The following is a 969-nucleotide window of genomic DNA, read 5'->3' as shown; positions in this document are numbered from 1 at the left end:
CGCTCCGGTATCTCCAGTCGCTCCAGTCGCTCCGGTATCTCCAGTCGCTCCAGTCGCTCCAGTATCTCCAGTCGCTCCAATCGCTCCAGTTACTCCGGTGGCTCCAGTGGCTCCGGTAACTCCAGTGGCTCCGGTATCTCCAGTTGCTCCCGTTACTCCAGTTGCTCCCGTTACTCCGGTGGCTCCGGTGGCTCCTGTACCAGGACCAGTTGGACCAGTTACTCCAGTTACTCCCGTTACTCCAGTTGCTCCTGTTACCCCGGTTGCTCCTGTTACCCCGGTGGCTCCTGGTTCACCTTGAAAACCTCTTGGACCTCTTTCTCCTCTCTTCCCTCTCTTGCCTCTCTCCCCTTCTTTCCCTCTCTTGCCTCTTTCCCCTTCTTTTCCTCTTGGTCCTCGAGGTCCAGTGGGACCAGTAGGTCCAAATAATTGTCTTGTTGTTGCATGAGATTCACAGCCGTAGTGATTATTGCTTTTTTTCGATTTTTTCTTCCTAGATGCAGATATTTCCTTTTGTTTTGACTCATTAGAAAATATGACAGGTTTCGATACTTTATGTTCTTCAGAAGACATATCTTCGCCCCCAACCTAATGTATTCTAAAAACAAAGCTTTACCACACATTATGTAAATAGGTTAAAAATTGATATCAACTGACCACTATATTAATTCAAAAATTAATAATTCCGTATTAGTCTATAAATGAAGATTTCATCAAATGAAAGAAATAACACTGCTTTTAAGGAGTAATTTTATATATGTTTCAGAAGAATATATAAGAAAAAATAACTAAATCTGAACAGAAAAAACAAAATACAATCAAAAAACCTAGTTAAAATATTAAATAATAGATTTTTTTGGTATTAATCTATTCATCAACAGATCACTCGTTACTAAACTAGACATGCTAATAAGGGAATGAAACGAAATTAGTGCAGCTGACTAACTAACTGTTTAATAATTGAAATCC

1 protein-coding gene is annotated in these 969 nt (G+C 40.7%); it reads right to left on the bottom strand.

Annotated elements, in window-relative coordinates; genetic code table 11:
• On the bottom strand, positions 1-573 hold a 573-nt coding region (locus GSM42_RS20285; RefSeq protein ID WP_160803379.1), incomplete at its 3' end, for a collagen-like domain-containing protein.
• Between the last annotated feature and the right edge of the window lie 396 nt (positions 574-969).

Source organism: Shimazuella alba, assembly GCF_009831235.1.
Lineage (GTDB): Bacteria > Bacillota > Bacilli > Thermoactinomycetales > Thermoactinomycetaceae > Shimazuella > Shimazuella alba.
This window is presented reverse-complemented; position numbering and strand designations above follow the sequence as displayed.